Annotated in this window: 17 protein-coding genes; 11 read left to right on the forward strand and 6 right to left on the reverse strand. The window is 71.1% G+C overall.

All coding sequences use genetic code 11. The annotated features are described in order from the left end of the window. Window positions 1-109 precede the first annotated feature (109 nt). From ACWIGI_RS40375 to ACWIGI_RS40385, 3 genes are all read right to left on the reverse strand, one after another. A complete protein-coding gene (locus ACWIGI_RS40375; RefSeq protein WP_454208968.1) occupies window positions 110-430 on the reverse strand; it encodes an ArsR/SmtB family transcription factor in 321 nt (106 codons plus the stop codon). 29 nt (window positions 431-459) lie between these two features. Further along, on the reverse strand, window positions 460-831 hold the full coding sequence (locus ACWIGI_RS40380; protein ID WP_454208969.1) for a hypothetical protein: 372 nt from the start codon (window positions 829-831) through the stop codon (window positions 460-462). A gap of 218 nt (window positions 832-1,049) precedes the next feature. Further along, window positions 1,050-1,889: an RCC1 domain-containing protein gene (locus ACWIGI_RS40385; protein ID WP_454208970.1), complete on the reverse strand. Its 840-nt coding sequence runs from the start codon at window positions 1,887-1,889 to the stop codon at window positions 1,050-1,052. 174 nt (window positions 1,890-2,063) lie between these two features. Between ACWIGI_RS40385 and mbp1 the strand changes: the two genes are divergently transcribed. The 3 genes from mbp1 (at window position 2,064) to ACWIGI_RS40400 (ending at window position 4,246) form a co-directional block, all read left to right on the forward strand. After that, a complete protein-coding gene (gene mbp1, locus ACWIGI_RS40390) occupies window positions 2,064-2,309 on the forward strand; it encodes a microaggregate-binding protein 1 (protein WP_454208971.1) in 246 nt (81 codons plus the stop codon). A 192-nt stretch (window positions 2,310-2,501) separates the two neighbouring features. Further along, the gene (locus ACWIGI_RS40395) at window positions 2,502-3,785 is read left to right on the forward strand and encodes a GAF domain-containing protein (RefSeq protein ID WP_454208972.1); all 1,284 of its coding nucleotides are present in this window, start codon (window positions 2,502-2,504) and stop codon (window positions 3,783-3,785) included. A gap of 68 nt (window positions 3,786-3,853) precedes the next feature. Further along, entirely contained in the window at window positions 3,854-4,246 is a 393-nt protein-coding gene (locus ACWIGI_RS40400) for a hypothetical protein (protein ID WP_454208973.1), read from the forward strand. Window positions 4,247-4,280: 34 nt separating this feature from the next. On the opposite strand, the gene ACWIGI_RS40405 is transcribed toward ACWIGI_RS40400, so the two are convergent. Beyond that, the gene (locus tag ACWIGI_RS40405; RefSeq protein WP_454208974.1) at window positions 4,281-5,387 is read right to left on the reverse strand and encodes a PucR family transcriptional regulator; all 1,107 of its coding nucleotides are present in this window, start codon (window positions 5,385-5,387) and stop codon (window positions 4,281-4,283) included. A gap of 304 nt (window positions 5,388-5,691) precedes the next feature. Here ACWIGI_RS40405 and ACWIGI_RS40410 point away from each other — a divergent pair, with 304 nt between their 5' ends. From ACWIGI_RS40410 to ACWIGI_RS40430, 5 genes are read left to right on the forward strand one after another with little or no spacing between them, the layout of a single operon-like run. Continuing rightward, window positions 5,692-7,449 (forward strand): hypothetical protein, encoded by a 1,758-nt coding sequence (locus ACWIGI_RS40410; RefSeq protein WP_454208999.1) that lies wholly within the window; start codon window positions 5,692-5,694, stop codon window positions 7,447-7,449. Next, window positions 7,446-7,619, forward strand: a complete 174-nt coding sequence (locus ACWIGI_RS40415) for a hypothetical protein (protein WP_454208975.1) — start codon at window positions 7,446-7,448, stop codon at window positions 7,617-7,619. Before ACWIGI_RS40410 ends, ACWIGI_RS40415 begins: the two co-directional genes overlap by 4 nt. Before the next feature lies 1 nt (window position 7,620). Continuing rightward, window positions 7,621-8,028, forward strand: coding sequence for a hypothetical protein (locus ACWIGI_RS40420; RefSeq protein ID WP_454208976.1), 408 nt, complete (start codon window positions 7,621-7,623; stop codon window positions 8,026-8,028). Continuing rightward, entirely contained in the window at window positions 8,028-9,353 is a 1,326-nt protein-coding gene (locus ACWIGI_RS40425) for a hypothetical protein (RefSeq protein ID WP_454208977.1), read from the forward strand. Before ACWIGI_RS40420 ends, ACWIGI_RS40425 begins: the two co-directional genes overlap by 1 nt. Before the next feature lie 58 nt (window positions 9,354-9,411). After that, window positions 9,412-9,855 (forward strand): nuclear transport factor 2 family protein, encoded by a 444-nt coding sequence (locus ACWIGI_RS40430; RefSeq protein WP_454208978.1) that lies wholly within the window; start codon window positions 9,412-9,414, stop codon window positions 9,853-9,855. A gap of 45 nt (window positions 9,856-9,900) precedes the next feature. Here the strand turns inward: ACWIGI_RS40430 and ACWIGI_RS40435 are convergent, their stop codons facing one another. Further along, window positions 9,901-11,301 (reverse strand): lipase family protein, encoded by a 1,401-nt coding sequence (locus tag ACWIGI_RS40435; RefSeq protein ID WP_454208979.1) that lies wholly within the window; start codon window positions 11,299-11,301, stop codon window positions 9,901-9,903. Between the two features lie 183 nt (window positions 11,302-11,484). Between ACWIGI_RS40435 and ACWIGI_RS40440 the strand changes: the two genes are divergently transcribed. The 3 genes from ACWIGI_RS40440 (at window position 11,485) to ACWIGI_RS40450 (ending at window position 12,765) form a co-directional block, all read left to right on the forward strand. Continuing rightward, the gene (locus ACWIGI_RS40440; protein WP_454208980.1) at window positions 11,485-11,925 is read left to right on the forward strand and encodes a hypothetical protein; all 441 of its coding nucleotides are present in this window, start codon (window positions 11,485-11,487) and stop codon (window positions 11,923-11,925) included. A 1-nt stretch (window position 11,926) separates the two neighbouring features. Next, entirely contained in the window at window positions 11,927-12,304 is a 378-nt protein-coding gene (locus ACWIGI_RS40445; protein WP_454208981.1) for a 4-oxalocrotonate tautomerase, read from the forward strand. Window positions 12,305-12,405: 101 nt separating this feature from the next. Beyond that, window positions 12,406-12,765: a hypothetical protein gene (locus ACWIGI_RS40450; protein WP_454208982.1), complete on the forward strand. Its 360-nt coding sequence runs from the start codon at window positions 12,406-12,408 to the stop codon at window positions 12,763-12,765. 10 nt (window positions 12,766-12,775) lie between these two features. Here ACWIGI_RS40450 and ACWIGI_RS40455 read toward each other — a convergent pair whose 3' ends face one another. Next, window positions 12,776-13,399: a 2'-5' RNA ligase family protein gene (locus ACWIGI_RS40455; RefSeq protein WP_454208983.1), complete on the reverse strand. Its 624-nt coding sequence runs from the start codon at window positions 13,397-13,399 to the stop codon at window positions 12,776-12,778. Window positions 13,400-13,488: the final 89 nt, after the last annotated feature.

Raw genomic sequence — 13,488 nt, forward strand, 5'->3', positions numbered from 1 at the left:
GGGGTGGGGGGGGGGGGGTCCCATCCGCGGGGGGGGGGTGTTGGGCGGGGGGGGGGGGGGGGGGGGGGGGGCCCCCCCCCCCCCCCCCCCCCCCCCCCCCGCGCGGGTGCTACCCCAGGGCTTCGACCTGACCCGCGACCACACCGGTGAGGATGGCGCGGGCCACGGCCAGCAACTCCGCTACCTGTGGGGAAGTGAGTTCGTAGGTGACCGACAGACCGGTCCGGTTGGCGCGCACCAGACCCGCGCGCCGCAGCACCGAGAGTTGCTGGGAGAGGTTCGCCGCCTCCACGTCGATCTCCTCCAGCAACTCCGACACCGGATGCGCACGGATGCTGAGCAATTCGAGGACGCGGATGCGAACGGGGTGCCCCAGGGTTTTGAAGAACTCGGCCTTCATCTGGTAGAGCGGCCGCTGCATCGATGGCATTCCGGGGCCACCCCTTCCGACAGGTGAAGTCAGATCTCGAGCTCCTGCTCGATGTCTTTCAGCCGATGCCGAGCGAGGGCGAGGTTGCCGCGCGATCGGTCGAGCGCGAGATAGAGAAACAAACCCCTGGACCTGCGACCACGTGTCGGCCGAATGAGATGGTACTGGCTACCGAGGGTGATCAGGATGTCTTCGATCTCTTCGCTGAGACCGAGTTGCTCGATCGTGCGCAGCTTGGCCCGCACCACCTCGGTGTTCCCGGCCGAGGCGATCTCGAGGTTCAGGTTCTTGGATCCGCCCAACGTCCCGAGCGGCATTCCACTGCCGTAGTCGACGACGGCAGCCCCGATGGCCCCGTCGAGCATCATCATGTCCTTGAGCGCAACTTCCATGTCCGCCATGGTTTTTCCTCTCTCACGCCGCCACTGTGCCGGCGTCCGGTGACGCTACACACGCCCCCGCCCCCACCGCCCCCGTTTGCTGAAGGATTCCAATAGGTATGCAATTAACAATTTCTGCAAACAGGCAGCCAACAGCCCCCACCCGCTTCCCCGCTGTATGGGGGCCCTGACACGACCCGGCACGTATCGCCTGGTGAGAGACCCCGCCGCCGCGCCGGTTACCCCTCCGCCAACCCCATGCCCCGCCAGTCACCGACCCGGCATTGCCCGTGGGCGTCGTTGCCCGTGGCGACAACCGTCCCGTCGGCGCGCAGGCCCAGGGTGTGGGTCGAGCCGGCGGCGACCGCCACGATCGAGCGCCAGGTGTCGACATCGCACTGGCCGAAGTCGTTGTCCCCCACGGCGACGACGGTGCCGTCCGTGCGCAGGCCGACGGTGTGATAACTGCCGGCGGCCAGCTCGCGCACCTCGCGCCAGTCCCGCACCGCGCAGGCGGGGGCACGGCCGGTGGCGACGACCGTCCCACCGGACAGCAGGCCGACCGTGTGCAGGTAGCCCGCCGCGACGGCGGTGACCGCGCGCCACGATTCGACGTCGCACTGGCCCGCGCGGTTGTTGCCCGTCGCGACCGCTGTTCCGTCGGCGCGCACACCGGCCGAGTGCCAGTCGCCGCAGCTCACCGTCGTGATCTCGCGCCAGGAGCCAACCTCGCACTGCCCCTCGGCATTTCGGCCGGCCGCGACCACCGTCCCGTCCGCCCGCACGCCGAGTGTGCGCCGCCAGCCCGCCGCGACGGACGCGATCGCGCGCCACTCGTCCACCGCGCACTGGCCGTCACCGTTCCATCCGGTCGCGACCACCGTGCCGTCGGCACGCAGTCCCACCGTGTGCGATTTCCCCGTATTGCGGGCGGTGTGCACGTTGCCCGCCGCGACGGCGGTCAGCTCCCGCCACCCGTCCACGGCGCACTCGCCCGCCGCGCCGTCACCGGTCGCGAGGGCGCGCCCGTCCACACACAGCGCTACCGAATGCCTTCTGCCCGCGGCAAGGGGGGCCATCGACTACCCGCTTTCTGTGCTCGTCGACGACGAGACTAATCACCGCTCACCGAGCCCGGCACCGATGCCCGTGGCGACTCGCCGCACCATCTCGAACGCCGCTTTGATTCAGCCTCCATCCAGTGGGTACTGCGCCAATATCCTGATAACTCAGCATATTTCGGAGGTTGAACGATGTCCGAGCGCAAAAGCGGTCCCCTGGAGGCGGTTTCGGGGGTTGTCGAGGGGATCAAGGGCAAGGTCAAGGAAGTCGCCGGGGCGGTGACCGGCCGGGACGACCTGCGCCGTGAGGGCAGCGCCCAGCAGGACAAGGGCGAAGCCCAGCGCACCGTCGCGCAGAAGGAGGCCGAGGCGGAGAAGGCCCGCGCCGCAGCCGCGATCGACGAGCAGCGCCAGCGCGCGCATCAGCAGGACCGTTAGTCCGGCCACGCTCATCCGGGAGCGGGCGTCCCTCGTGGGCGCCCGCTCCCGGCCGCACCCGCCCTGAACAGGCCTGCGGCGCAACGGCCGATCGGGCGGCACCCGTCGTGTTGTGCGCGCGGTTCGGCACCCGATAGCCTTCCGGACCTGCGACCAGTTCGGTGTGCGCACGGCGAGAAGGAGAACCGGTCGATGACAGCGGTATCGGGCGCACACGCACGAGAACCCCGCCCCGGCGAGTCCGCGCCGGATCGGGATGTGCGGTCGCTGTTCGGGCGGACCGCGGCGGTCCTCGCCTCGTTCACCGGCTCCGGACACCTGTTGGAAGAGGCCAGCCCCGAGTTCGTGGCCGCCCTGGGCGCACGCCCCGGCGCCGGCTCGACCCCCGCGGACCTGCTGCCCGGTCCGATCGGCGAGCAGGCCGCCGCCGCACTCGAGCGGGTGTATCGCACCGGCGCCCCCGAGACCGTCCGGGATATCGCGGTCGCGCCCGGCGGGCCGGCGCACCCGCGCGAGGCGACCTTCGACTTCACCTACGAGCCCCGGCGCGACGCGCACGACCGGGTGATCGGCACCCGGATCCTCGGCGTGGAGACCACGCAGATCAAACAGGCGCAACGCCTGCTAGCCGAACAGCGCGCCCTGGTGGAACAGATCGCCCGGGACGCGCCGCTGAGCGACGTCCTCGACGGAATGGCCCGCGCCATAGAGGATCTCGCGCCCGAGCCGATCCTCGTCTCGGTCCTGCTGGCGGATCCCGACGGCCTCCATCTGCGACACGGCGCCGCGCCGAGCCTGCCCGATTTCTACAACCGCGCCATCGACGGCATCGCCACCGGCGAGGGCGTGGGCTCCTGCGGCACCGCCGCACATCGCCGCACACCGGTCATCGTGACCGACATCGGCGCCGACCCGTTCTGGGACGACTTCCGCGAACTCGCCGGCCGCGCGGGCGTGGCCGCGTGCTGGTCCACCCCGCTGCTGGCCCGCGACGGCGCGCTGCTGGGAACCTTCGCCATGTACCACCCGACCCCGCGCACCCCCGACGAGATCGATCTGGCCCTGGCCGCCCTGTTCGCCGACACCGCGAGCCTGGCCATCGAGCGCCACCACATCGAGACCGCGAAGGCGCTCGCCGAGACCCAGGCCGAGGCGGCCCGCGCCGCGCTCGCCGACGCCGTGCGCGCCGAACAGCAGCTGCGCGCCGAGGCCGAGGATCGCGCCCTGGCCGCCACCCGGCTCACGGCCCGCCTCCAGGCCGCGGCCGCCACTCAGGCCGAGACGCCCCATCCCGAGCTCTGCCAACTCGGCGGCGCCGAAACCTGCCCGGCCGCAGCCGAAATCAAGGTCGCGGACTCCTGGGGCGACGCCGCGTGGGGCTGCCCCGCGCACGTCGAGGAAGCCCTGCTGAACGTCCGCTCGGTCTTCATCGCCAACGAGGAACTCGGCGGGCTGGCCGCCTACCGCGACCGCTGATCGCGGCCCGGCGCAGATTGATTCGTCCCGCCGCGAATACTTCCCGAAAATCCGGGAAATAGAGTTCGGTGACCATCAACGCAGTTCAGCGCCCCGGAGGACGTCCGTCGACCGGCTCGGCCGGATTCGGCTCGACCAACCCGCCGGAACGTCACCCGAGAAGGCGGACGCTCGGGCGCGTCCGACGGCCCAAGCTCGTCGTGGCCGGTTCCGCCCGGGACGCCGTCGCCGCCGAGCCGACGACCGTACGCACCACCCGGTACCAGTTCACGGTGCACGGCGACATCACCCCGGGCGCGCTCGCCGGCCTCCCCGGGGACTGGACCGCCACGAGCAGCGCCGGAACCACGGTGCTGCGCGGCCCGGTCGCGAACGCGATCGAGATGCACCGCGTCCTGGCACAATTCGACGCTCTCGGCGTCGACCTGCTCAATCTGCACCGGCTCGAGACCGGTCTGTGAGAGGGGTTCCCGCGCGCCGGCCGCACGGCTCGCGCTAGCCCGTGTACCGGCGCACCACCATCGCCGAGCGCAACCGCCACAGCCCCGACGCCGTGGCAGGATCGCAGCCGGTCATCCGATGCACGCGCTTGAGGCGATAGTCGAGGGTGTTGGGATGCACGTGCAGCTCGCCCGCGGTGCGGCGGCGGTTGAAATCGTTGTCGACGTAGGCCGCCAGGGTCTGCAGCAGATCCGGGTGACCCTCCAGGGGATCGAGCAGCGCGTGCAGGGCGTCCCGGGCCGGGCCGGGGCGGGTGAGCTGGAAGTACAGGCCCAGCTCGCTGATTCGGTACAGCCCCGGCGTGATGCGCAGCGACATGGCGGTTTCGAGCAGCTCGTGCGCCTGCCGGCCCGCGGCGGGCAGGACGGCGGGCTCGGCGACGACCACCACCGCGGTCAGCGGGTTCGGCGACAGCAGCGCCAATTCGCCGACCAGGGCGTCGAGTTCGCCGTCCGCGACCAGCTCGTGCGGAATCAGCAGGGTGCCGCCGTTCGCGCCGAGGATGGACAGCGCGCTCTCACCGCAGCGGGCGGTGAGCGCGGCCGCGAGGCTGTCGGCGAGGTTCGGCGCGGCGCGATCGACCGGCTGCGGCAGCCCGACCGCGATCAGGTGGTAGCGGTCGCTGATGGCGATGCCGCAGTGCCGGGCGAGCGGACCGGCGAGGTCGCCGCGCAGCAGCGCGACCGCGACGTTGCGGACGGCGGCGTGGTGGGAGTCCACGGGCGGCGGCAGCTGGCGGGTATAGGCGCGGGTGAGGCGCACGTGTACCGCCTCGAGCAGGTCGAGATGCCGCCGCGCGGCGATCATCGCCGCGTCCGCATCGGTCAGCGGCGCAACGGTATACGCGCGATCGGAGCCCGCGCGATAGCCCTGGTGCACGGCCTGCTGCAGGCGGTCCAGGCCGAGCCCGAGCTGGGCCCACTGCCGGGCGCACCGCTCGAGTTCGCCGATGCGAGCGCTGACGTCGTCGCCGCGGTGACCCAGCAGGGCCACGTCCATGCTCGCGCGCCGGATGTCGGCGGCCAGATCGGCGGGGTCGCCGGCTGCGAGGGCATCCCCGGATTCGAGTTCGAGGCTCGAGGTCTGTACGAAACTGCTCATCTGCCTGGTCTGCCCTTCCCCGCCGAGCGTCGGAACCTGTCGTGACCGGCGGTCGCCGAACCCTAGCGTTTCGGTGCACGCTTGTACACCAACAACATTCGAAATAGCCGTTGTCCAGCTATCGAGTTATGATCTACCTGCAAAAAGAAGCACAACACTGTGCACCAATTTCATGCTACCGTCCGTAACAGTAACTACCTGTTCGTGATGGAGGTCTGCCGTGCCCGCTGGCGTGCACAATCTCACCCCGCTTGCTCAGAGCGGCGCCGAAGGCGGTGGCGCCGCTCTGGATCAGGTCGCGCTGATGTCCGGCTCGGCCGGAGTGATCGGGCTGATCCTGCTGTGGATCGGCTATCTGCACCGCGCCCGCAAGATCACCTGGTTGCAGCGCCTGGCCGACGGCCTGGGACGACTGTTCAACCGGCCCGGCTGGGTCGCCCTGCCGATCGCCCTGTTCCTGGCCACGATTCTCACGGCTCTGCTGGGCTTCATCTGGGACGTCAGCCTGCACATCGGCAACGGCCGCGACGAGGGCCCGCTGGCCAATCCGGCGCACTATTTCATCCTCGTCGGCCTGTTCTTCCTGTTCACCGCGGGAATGACGGCCATCGTGCTGCCGCTGGACGTCAAGCCCGGCGCGGCGGCGGTGCGCATCACCCGGACCTGGTACGCGCCGGTCGGCGGCATCCTCATCGCGGGCGCCGGACTGTACGCGCTGATCGGGTTCCCGCTCGACGACATCTGGCACCGCATGTTCGGCCAGGACGTAACCCTCTGGGGCCCAACCCATCTGATGCTCATCGGCGGAGCGGGCCTGTCCCTGGTCGGTGTCCTGCTGCTGGAGTACGAGGGCCGCCGAAACCGCCCGGATACCACCCGCCCCGAAGGCGGCTGGCTGGTGCGCTCGTTCGCGTTCGGCGGACTGCTGATCGGCCTGTCGGTCTTCGGCGTGGAATTCGATTTCGGCGTCGAGCAGTTCCGGCTGGTCCTGCAGCCCATACTGATCGTCGCGGCGGCCGCCATCGCCCTGGTCGCGGCGCGGCTCACCCTCGGCCCGTTCAGCACCCTGGTCGTGGTGGCCTTCGCGGCCGCGGTGCGCGGGATCGTCGCGTGGCTGGTGGGCGGTCCCATCATCGACGCCCCGCGCAACGTGTTCCCGCTCTACCTGGGCGCGGCCGTGGTCGTGGAACTCTGCGCACTGATCCCGCTGACGCGGACCCGGCCCGTGTGGTGGGGCGCGCTGGCCGGTTTCGGCATCGCGACCGCCGGCCTGCTGCTCGAATCCCTGTGGATCCGTGCGATGTTCGTCGATCCCTGGCCCGCGTCGATGTGGCCGGAACTGCTGGCGATGGCCGTCCCGGTCGGTATCGCCGGTGGCGTGGTGGGCGCGCTGCTGGCGCTGGTCCTGCGGGGCGAGCCGCTGCCGCGGCCCGCGATCCGGCGGAGTCTGGTCGTCGGAGCGGTGGTGATCGCGGCGGCCGCCACCACCAACGGCCTGATCACCGACCTCCCGGAAAACGCCTCCGCCACCGTCACTTTGACCGACGCGGACCCCGACGGCGGCCGGATGGTCACCGCCGATATCCGCCTCGAACCCGCCGATCTGGTGGGCGAGGACCCCGAGTGGATCCAGATCCTGGCCTGGCAGGGCGGGGTCGGAAGCGACAGCCCGGGACGCGGTCTCGTGGTCGATCAGCTCGAGCGCGTGGACGCCGGCCACTATCGCTCGACCCGCCCGGTCCCGGTGCACGGCACGTGGAAGACGGTGCTGCGCATCCAGGATGGGCGCACGCAGACCGCGCTGCCGGTCTACATGGCCGCCGATCCCGGTATCGGGGCCGCGGAGGTGCCCGCGCTCGCGTCGTTCCGCCGCGACTTCGTCGCCGAGATCACCGTGCTGCAGCGGGAGCGCTCGTTCGATCATCCGGCCTGGCTGTTCACCGCCGCCGGACTGGTGGTGCTGCTGTGCAGCCTGGCGCTGATCGCCGCGCTGTCCTGGGGCGCCGCCCGGATCAACGACCGCTACCTGGCGGCCGATCGCGCCGCGGTGTCCACGCCGTGACGGGTTCCGGCGATGTCGCGATCCTCGCGGATCATTCGATCCTGCTGGCGATCCCGGCCTTCGCACCGGCGCTGCTCATCGTCGCGGTCATCGTGTTCATCGCGGTGCGCGACCGGCGCGGCGGCCCCGACGACGAGACCCATACCCCCGAGCCCGACGAGGAGAACTGACGTGCGTGCGCCCCGAGCCGGATTCGCGCTGCTGGCGCTGAGCTGCCTGATCACGATGGGCTGCGCCGCCCGCGAGACCGACACCGGCGGTACGCCGTCGAACAGCGCGTCGGCGAGTGCGGAGACCACCGCCGCCGCGCCGGCGGCGGTCGTGATCACCGTGCGGATAGCGAACGGATCCGTCGAACCGGTCGGCGCCGTCCTGGACGCGAAGACCGGTGGTCCGATCGAGGTCGTCGTCGACAGCGATGCCCGCGATGAACTGCACGTGCACGGCACCCCCGAGCACAGTTTCGCCATCGTCCCCGGCGCCGGCCAGCGGTTCCGCTTCACCATCGAGGTCCCGGGCCGGGTCGAGCTGGAACTGCACGAGGCCGGGCGCACCGTGGCCACGCTGCTCGTGCGCTGATGGCGGTCCTCGCGCACGGTATCGGCGGGTCCGCGGACCTGCCGATACCGCTGTCCTACGCGCTCGTCGGCGCGGCCTGGGCGTTGACGTTCTCGTTCGCGATCCTGGTCTTCGCCTGGAAGACGCCCCGGCTCGATCCGCACTCGCCGGGCATCGCGCTGCCCGCCGGGGTCCGGGCGGTGCTGGACTCGTCCCGGTTGCGCGCGGTCCTCGCGGCGTTGAGCCTGGCGGGAACGGTACTCGTGACGGCCACAGCGCTTCTCGGCTCCCGCGATCCCGCGCACAACCCCGTGCCCGGGGTGCTCTACATCTTCCTGTGGGTCGGGGTGATGGCGGCGTCGCTGCTGCTCGGCCCGGTCTGGAAGCTCCTGTCACCCGCCCGCGCGATCCACCGGCTCGTGCGCCGATCCCGCTGCGACTCCGGGCCTTTCGTCTACCGCGACGCCTGGGGCTACTGGCCCGCGGCGGCGGGGCTGTTCTCGTTCGTCTGGCTCGAACTGGCCTACCCGGATCCGGGAGCCGTTGCCGCGGTGACCGTGTGGTTCCTCGGCTACCTGATCACGACCACGGCCGGACTGTTCCTGTTCGGCACGGTCTGGGCCGAACGCGCCGACCCGATCGAGGTGTACAGCTCCCTGCTCGGGCGGCTCAGCCCGCTGGGCCGGCGCGACACCGGCGAACCGGTGCTGCGCTCGCCGCTGGCGAATCTGGCGGGCACCCCCGCCCGCGCCGGATCGGTCGCGGTGGCCGCGACCCTGCTGGGCTCCACCGCGTTCGACAGCTTCTCGATGTTCCCCTCCTGGCGATCGCTGCTGGTGAAAGCCGAAGACCACTCCCAACTCCGCGCGACCGGCCTGGCGACCCTGGGCCTGCTGGGCTTCATTCTCGTTGTCGGCCTGGCCTTCTGGCTGGCGGCGCGCGCCACCGGCGGCCTCTCCCCCGCCGCCCGGGCACAGTTGCCCACCCAGCTGGCGCACAGCATCACCCCCATCATCGCGGGCTACCTGATCGCCCACTACCTCACGTTCCTGGTGGAGAAGGGCCAGACCACGATCATCCTGTTCGCCGATCCTCTCGACCGCGGCTGGAACCTGGCCGGTCTCGCCGATCGCGAGACCGCCTACTTCCTCTCGACCAACCCGGCCCTGCTCGGAACCATCAAGGTCCTGGCGGTGCTGACCGGTCACATCCTCGGCGTCACCGCCGCGCACGACCGCTGCCTGCGGCTGCTGCCGCCCGCGCATCGTCTCACCGGTCAGCTCGCGCTGATGCTGACCATGGTCGGTTTCACCTTCGCCGGGCTGTACCTGCTGTTCGAGGCGTGAGCGCCCGTTACCTGCCGGGTAATCGACACCGTTCCCCGGCGCGGGCAAGGTGGTCCGCATGAACACGATCGAATCCGACACCACCCGCGCCGTCGTCGAGGAGCTGCTGCGGCGCATCGGCGCGGGCGATCCCGAGGGCATCGCCGCGCTCTACGCACCCCGCACCGACTGGAAGCTGGACTGGCCCGAGACCGAACACGGCCGCGCCGCGACCCCCTGGATCCGCCAGCGCACCACCGGCGCCGACGCCGCCGAGCACTTCCGCGCTATCGCCGACCACCACCTGCCCGAGGGCGCGGGCACCGTCATCGAACGGGTCCTCGTCGACGGCCCCGACGCGGTGATCACCGGCGAGATCCGCCAGACCGCGCGCACCACCGGCCGCGCCTACCGCTCTCGCTTCGCCCTGCACGTCACCGTCGAGGACGGATTGATCACCCGCCATCACGTGTACGAGGACAGCCTGTCGGTCGCGCAGGCCTTCGACGACTCCGCCGGGTAGCGGGGACGCGAGAATTCACGTCCCCGCCGCACGCGCGAAAGACGGTCACAGTCCCAGTAATCCGAGCACCGAACCGGTGATGATGCCCGAGGTCAGGGCGGTCAAGGCGGCGGGATCGGTGATGGTCGCGGGGACCGAGGCGATGTCGCAGCCGGTCGGCGTTCCGTTCGCGGCGGCCCGCTGCTCGAGCCACGCCAGCGCGCCGGGCGCACCCAGCGCCCATTCGAGGGTGTGACCCGAGAGCGGCAGGGGCAGTTGCTCACGCCGGTAGGTCACCGGCACACCGCTGTCGCAATACCCGGCCACCAGGGCGTCGGCGCCGCCGATGGTACTGATCTCGTCCGCGACGGAGTTGTAGACGTACACCGGTGCGGCGGGCACGGTCCGGCCGAGTTCGGACTCCGCCACCGCCGCCGAGATCACCGGATCAGCCAGCACCTCCTCCAGCGATACCGTCAGGTGCCTGCCCGCCTCGAAACCTATGTTGGACAGCAGGTTCTGGGGCGTGCAGGCGCCCATGGCGTCGTCGATCCGCTGCCGCCCCGCCGGGGTCAGGTACCGGTCGAGGGCCGCCGCCAGCTCGGGAGAATTCTGCCGCATGCCCATCAGCGCGATGGGGATCAGCGCCCCGCCGACGGGAGTGCCGTCGGCGGAACGGATTCCGGCTTCGAAATCACCGACGGGCGCGCCGAGCGCGGCAGCCGCGATGTCGAGTTCGGGCGCGTACCCGGGTTGTTCCTGAGCGGCCCACCCGGTCGCGATGCCGCCGCCGGAATAGCCCCACATCAGCACTTTCGAGTCGATCGGCGCGGCGGCCGGGGCGAAGTTCCGAATCGCGCGGATGCCGTCGAGAATGGCGTAGCCGGGTTCCTTCGGGGCCAGGAAGTGATTGTCGACGCCGCCGTAGTCCGGGACCGACACCGTCCAGCCCCGTGCCAGCGCCGCTGCCACCAGCGGGCTCTCGTTGGCCATGGTGGTCAGCTCGATCGGGTGCGCGCCACCAAGATTCAGCCACGGCACGTGCCCCTGCTGCAGCGCCTGCGACGGCATGCACTGCGGCGCAATGGCATCGGTCATGTTCTGGAACGAGAGAATGGTCCCGTCGCCGTTCCTCGGCTTCAGGACGGTGGTGACGGCGCTGTAGGGCGCGCCGCCGGCATCGGTGGTGCGGTACAGCACCTGCCACGCCTCGACCGCCATCGGCAACGCCTGGAAGAAGCTCGCGGCGATGGGCCGCGAGCGCAGTACCGTGCCCGGCGCGGTCTCGGAGTAGCCGTCCGGCGGCGCGTAGAACCCGTCCGCCGTGTTGGGCGTGGCCGACCCGGACGGCGCGGCCGCCACCCCCGCCGCGCACACCACGGCCAGCGCCAGCACCCCGCGAACCGCACGCCCCCTGATGAATTCGAACCGTGCCGCGGACGCGCGGCCCCCGCCGGATTTCCCCATGCCGGACTCCCTTCCTGCCGCCGAAACGGTAACAGGTTTCAGAAATCCGGCGTGTGAGATCGGCGAGGTTCCGACCCGTCCGAGACGCGTCCGGCCATCGACAGTATACCGATCGGTGTACTAACCTCGGGGATCGCACCATGGGAATCACCGAGTGGAGGTAGCGTGCGGCGAATCGGTTGCATGATCCAGTCAGGATCGCTCGACGGGCGTCATCGCGCGGTCGAACGAGCGCTGACGGGGGCGTATCGAGACGCGCTCGGCGACGGCCGGGTGACGGTGGTGTGGACGGAGATCCCGCGCGGGCAGTCGTTCACCGACTTCCGCCCCTCGTCCATGTCGTGGGTGATGGCCGAGGTGGACGACGACCTCGACGCGACGGTGCGCGCGGACGCCCTGCACGCGATGAGCGAGGCCTGGACCGGCGCCACGGGCGCCACGTCGAACGAACTCATGGTCGCCCTCTGCGACACCGCGTGGTTCGACCGCTACCTCGACCTCAACCGGTCCCGGATCGACCCCCTCGCACAACCGAAGGTCTTGGCGCGCACGGGATTGCGGCTGATCACCGCGAAGCTGCGGACCGGTCGGCTGGCGATGCCCGCGAACCACGGGGGTGCGTGAGATGCCGGTCTACAACGTCGCCTGCCGCACCCGCCTCGCACGCGAACTCGATGCCGAGGTGGCCGCGACGATCACCCGCACCCACTGCGAACTGACCGGCGCACCACCGGAATTCGTCAGCGCGGTCCTGCTCTACGGCTACCCGCTGCGCCGCGGCGTGGAGTTGTCGGTGATCGCGGCGGTGCGTGGCGGCGGCAATCGCGATGCCGCCCTGCTCGATACCCTGCGCGACACCCTGCGGACCCGCATCGCCGACACCTGCGCCATCGCCACGTCCGCGGTCCGCGTCGAACTGATCGCCACGCCCGCGAGCTGGGTGATGGAAGGGGGCCGGATCCTCCCCGAGCCGGGCGAGGAACAGGGGTGGCTCGCGCACTAGCCGGCGACCGGATCACTCGCCGCCGCACCGAGGGCGGCGCACCGGACCGGGCGAGGCGCGCCCGGCGGCGGGTGCGGACACGGGCACCGTACGCTGGACCTATGGGTCGCTTGCTCGCTTTCCTGCTCATCGCCGCCGTGCTGGCCGTGGTCGTGTGGTGGATCTCCCGGGAGTGGTCGTCGGGCGACGTCGAGCGGCTTGCCCGGGCGAAATCGGAGGTGCGCGGCTACCTCGACCGCACGGGTAGCGAACTGCTGCTGCTCGACCCGGACAACGACGCCGCGCTCGCCGCGGTCACCGAAGCGGTCGACCACATGAACACCGCCCGCTCCCAACTGGCTTCCGCCACCACCCTGGGCCAGGTCCGTCTCGCCCGCGAGTCCGCCCGCGCCGGGCTGTACTTCATCCGCAAGGCGCGCGAGGCCATGGGACTGGACCCCGGACCGCCGATTCCCAAGTAGTCCGCCCGTCTCACAACGCGATTCGCGACAGCGTCTGCCACCGGTAGCGGCCCGGCACGCGTTCGAGCAGAACCAGTGACACGGCCTCGACCGGCGCGTCCACCGGTTCCAGCGCCGCGTTGAGCCCGCGCACCGCGGCCACCGCCGCGTCCGCGCGCACGCCCTCGGTGTTGGCGTAGGCGATGCTGATGTGCGGGCGCAGCGCACCCTCCCGGACCGGTGCGTCCGGGTGGACGGCCAGCGTCGCGGCGCGAACGGCCGCGCGCAGCTCGTGCACCCGCGGGTCCGGGCGCACGTCGAGGCTGATCGCGCCCTGGGAGCCGCCGACCTCCTCGATCACGAGCCGGAACGGGTCGATGTCGCGGCAGGTCTCGCGCGCGGCGGCCGCGACAACCTCGATCCGCTCCGGATCGAGATCGCCCTCGTACGCGATCCGGTCCAGGGTCAGGTGCAGCCCGCCGGGCGCCGCCGGATCGTAGTAGGGGAACTCGATCGACCGCAGACAATGCGCGGCCAGCGCGGCCACCCCCGGTGCGTTCTCGAAGGTCAGAAACCAGTAGTAGCCCCGCCGCGACTCGGCCGAGCGCGCCCAGTGATCGCGCAGCGAGCGCACCCGATCGAAGTGACCGCCCATCGCCGAACCCACCGCCTCCGCGTTCCGATACCGCAGCGCCGCAACCGTTTCACCACCCGCGCGCCCGCTCCCCCGCACGCTACCCCGGC

It is taken from the genome of Nocardia sp. NPDC055321, from assembly GCF_053645575.1.

Coding starts and splice junctions, on each gene's coding strand:
- ACWIGI_RS40375 (WP_454208968.1), bottom strand. CDS start 430: ATGCCATCGATGCAGCGGCCGCTCTACCAGATGAAGGCCGAGTTCTTC.
- ACWIGI_RS40380 (WP_454208969.1), bottom strand. CDS start 831: ATGGCGGACATGGAAGTTGCGCTCAAGGACATGATGATGCTCGACGGG.
- ACWIGI_RS40430 (WP_454208978.1), top strand. CDS start 9,412: ATGAACACGATCGAATCCGACACCACCCGCGCCGTCGTCGAGGAGCTG.
- ACWIGI_RS40445 (WP_454208981.1), top strand. CDS start 11,927: ATGCCGGTCTACAACGTCGCCTGCCGCACCCGCCTCGCACGCGAACTC.
- ACWIGI_RS40410 (WP_454208999.1), top strand. CDS start 5,692: ATGTCCGGCTCGGCCGGAGTGATCGGGCTGATCCTGCTGTGGATCGGC.
- ACWIGI_RS40435 (WP_454208979.1), bottom strand. CDS start 11,301: ATGGGGAAATCCGGCGGGGGCCGCGCGTCCGCGGCACGGTTCGAATTC.
- ACWIGI_RS40395 (WP_454208972.1), top strand. CDS start 2,502: ATGACAGCGGTATCGGGCGCACACGCACGAGAACCCCGCCCCGGCGAG.
- ACWIGI_RS40385 (WP_454208970.1), bottom strand. CDS start 1,889: ATGGCCCCCCTTGCCGCGGGCAGAAGGCATTCGGTAGCGCTGTGTGTG.
- ACWIGI_RS40450 (WP_454208982.1), top strand. CDS start 12,406: ATGGGTCGCTTGCTCGCTTTCCTGCTCATCGCCGCCGTGCTGGCCGTG.
- ACWIGI_RS40425 (WP_454208977.1), top strand. CDS start 8,028: ATGGCGGTCCTCGCGCACGGTATCGGCGGGTCCGCGGACCTGCCGATA.
- ACWIGI_RS40440 (WP_454208980.1), top strand. CDS start 11,485: ATGATCCAGTCAGGATCGCTCGACGGGCGTCATCGCGCGGTCGAACGA.
- mbp1 (WP_454208971.1), top strand. CDS start 2,064: ATGTCCGAGCGCAAAAGCGGTCCCCTGGAGGCGGTTTCGGGGGTTGTC.
- ACWIGI_RS40405 (WP_454208974.1), bottom strand. CDS start 5,387: ATGAGCAGTTTCGTACAGACCTCGAGCCTCGAACTCGAATCCGGGGAT.
- ACWIGI_RS40455 (WP_454208983.1), bottom strand. CDS start 13,399: ATGGGCGGTCACTTCGATCGGGTGCGCTCGCTGCGCGATCACTGGGCG.